This window comes from Clostridium sp. AF28-12 (assembly GCF_003435225.1).
In the GTDB taxonomy this organism is placed as follows: domain Bacteria; phylum Bacillota; class Clostridia; order Lachnospirales; family Lachnospiraceae; genus Pilosibacter; species Pilosibacter fragilis.
The window spans coordinates 1-3,122 of sequence record NZ_QWGJ01000047.1; the positions used below are offsets into that span (position 1 = coordinate 1).

Annotated in this window: 1 rRNA gene; it reads right to left on the bottom strand. The window is 51.8% G+C overall.

The window, feature by feature from the left end:
* Window positions 1-7 precede the first annotated feature (7 nt).
* Window positions 8-2,894 (bottom strand): 23S ribosomal RNA (locus tag DWY93_RS16535).
* Between the last annotated feature and the right edge of the window lie 228 nt (window positions 2,895-3,122).

Below are 3,122 nucleotides of genomic sequence, written 5' to 3' on the forward strand. Positions count from 1 at the left end.
GACCTTCCTGGATAAGCCCTCGACCGATTAGTAACAGTCAGCTCCGTACATTACTGCACTTCCACCTCTGCCCTATCTACCTCGTCGTCTTCAAGGGGTCTTACTTCTTTCGAATGGGATATCTCATCTTGAGGGGGGCTTCACGCTTAGATGCCTTCAGCGTTTATCCCTGCCAGACTTGGCTACCCGGCCATGAGCTTAGCAGCTCAACCGGTACACCAGCGGTCCGTCCATCCCGGTCCTCTCGTACTAAGGACAGCTCCTCTCAAATATCCTCCGCCTGCGCCGGATAGGGACCGAACTGTCTCACGACGTTCTGAACCCAGCTCGCGTACCGCTTTAATGGGCGAACAGCCCAACCCTTGGGACCTACTTCAGCCCCAGGATGCGATGAGCCGACATCGAGGTGCCAAACCACTCCGTCGATGTGAACTCTTGGGAGTGATAAGCCTGTTATCCCCAGGGTAGCTTTTATCCGTTGAGCGATGGCAATCCCACTTTCATACCACCGGATCACTAAGTCCTAGTTTCCTACCTGCTCGACCCGTCGGTCTCGCAGTCAAGCTCCCTTCTGCCTTTGCACTCTTCGAATGGTTTCCAACCATTCTGAGGGAACCTTTGAGCGCCTCCGATACCCTTTCGGAGGCGACCGCCCCAGTCAAACTCCCCACCTGACATTGTCCCCGATCCGGATCACGGACCATGGTTAGAAACCCAGTAACGCAAGGGTGGTATCCCAACAGCGGCTCATATGAAACCGGAGTTCCATACTCGTAGCCTCCCACCTATCCTGTGCATGCATTACCGAATCCCAGTATCAAGCTGGAGTAAAGCTCCATGGGGTCTTTCCGTCCTGGCGCAGGTAACCAGCATCTTCACTGGTATTTCAATTTCACCGGGTGCATTGTCGAGACAGCGCTCAAATCATTACGCCTTTCGTGCGGGTCGGAACTTACCCGACAAGGAATTTCGCTACCTTAGGACCGTTATAGTTACGGCCGCCGTTTACTGGGGCTTCAATTCAAAGCTTCGATTGCTCTAACCTCTCCTCTTAACCTTCCAGCACCGGGCAGGCGTCAGCCCATATACATCACCTTACGGTTTCGCATAGACCTGTGTTTTTGCTAAACAGTTGCTTGAGCCTATTCTCTGCGGCCAGATCTCTCTGGCACCCCTTATCCCGAAGTTACGGGGTCATTTTGCCGAGTTCCTTAACAATGCTTCTCCCGCCGGCCTTAGGATTCTCTCCTCATCCACCTGTGTCGGTTTACGGTACGGGCACATGATACACAATAGCGGCTTTTCTCGGCAGCTGGAATCGGATGCTTCCCTACTTTGGTTCGGTCCGCGTCACGCCTTTGGCTTGTCAGACGGATTTGCCTGCCTGACACCTCCTGCGCTTGCCCGGGAATCTGTCCCCCGGTCATCTTATCCCTCTGCGTCCCCACAGTTCTGATACCATGTGGTACAGGAATCTAAACCTGTTGTCCATCAGCTACGCTTCTCAGCCTTGCCTTAGGCCCCGACTTACCCAGGGCAGATCAGCTTTACCCTGGAAACCTTAGATATTCGGCCTGGAGGATTCCCACCTCCATCTCGCTACTCATTCCGGCATTCTCTCTTCTTAAAAGTCCACAGCTCCTTATCGGTACTGCTTCGCCCCTTTAAGAATGCTCCTCTACCAATGTATAAATACATTCCTGAGCTTCGGTGTTGTGTTTCAGCCCCGGACATTTTCGGCGCAGGACCTCTCGACTAGTGAGCTATTACGCACTCTTTGAATGTGTGGCTGCTTCTGAGCCAACATCCTAGTTGTCTTTGAAATCCCACATCCTTTTCCACTTAACACACACTTTGGGACCTTAGCTGCAGGTCTGGGCTCTTTCCCTTTTGACGACCCAACTTATCTCGTGCCGTCTGACTCCCGTACATCATCTGTATGGCATTCGGAGTTTGATATTCTTCGGTAGGCTTTGACGCCCCCTAGGAAATTCAGTGCTCTACCTCCACCAGACTAATACGAGGCTAGCCCTAAAGCTATTTCGAGGAGAACCAGCTATCTCCGGGTTCGATTGGAATTTCTCCCCTATCCACACCTCATCGCCACCCTTTTCAACGGATGTGCGTTCGGTCCTCCACGAAATTTTACTTTCGCTTCAACCTGGACATGGATAGATCACCCGGTTTCGGGTCTGCACATGCTGACTTGACGCCCTATTCAGACTTGCTCTCGCTTCGGCTCCGCACCTAAAGTGCTTAACCTTGCCAGCATCCGCAACTCGCCGGACCGTTCTACAAAAAGTACGCGGTCGCACCTTAACGTGCTTCCACAGCTTGTAAACACAGGGTTTCAGGTTCTCTTTCACTCCCCTCCCGGGGTCCTTTTCACCTTTCCTTCACAGTACTATGCGCTATCGGTCACTAAGGAGTATTTAGCCTTGGGGGGTGGTCCCCCCGACTTCCTGCAAGGTTCCACGTGTCTCGCAGTACTCTGGATCCCACTAGCTCCCTTCTGGTTTCATGTACGGGACTTTCACCCTCTCTGGTCTGACTTCCCAGACAGTTCCATTACCATACGGGTCACATAACGTGGTCCTTAACCCCGGAATGCACGCATTCCGGTTTGGGCTCTTCCAATTTCGCTCGCCGCTACTTTCGGAATCGATGTTTCTTTCTCTTCCTCCGGCTACTTAGATGTTTCAGTTCACCGGGTTCCCGGCGTATGGCTATGTATTCACCATACGTCACTTGAGGTGCACTCAAGTAGGTTTCCCCATTCAGAGATCTCCGGATCAAAGGATATTTGCTCCTCCCCGAAGCTTTTCGCAGCTTATCACGTCTTTCATCGGCTCTTAGTGCCAAGGCATCCACCCTGCGCTCTTTCTAGCTTAACCAGTAGTATCTCCGCCGCGGGAACGGCTTCCATACGAAGGTGCATAGCGTTGCACCCCTGGTCTTTGTGTTTACTTGATTCTTTCGGTTACGTATCTTTCGATACGCCTCGGATGTCTTGTATCTTAAATATTTAAGATTCAATTATTCAATATGTGATTTTCAAGGTACGTTAGGGATTAGATTTAATCCCGAGTGGAGATGGAGAGATTCGAACTCTTGACCCCCTG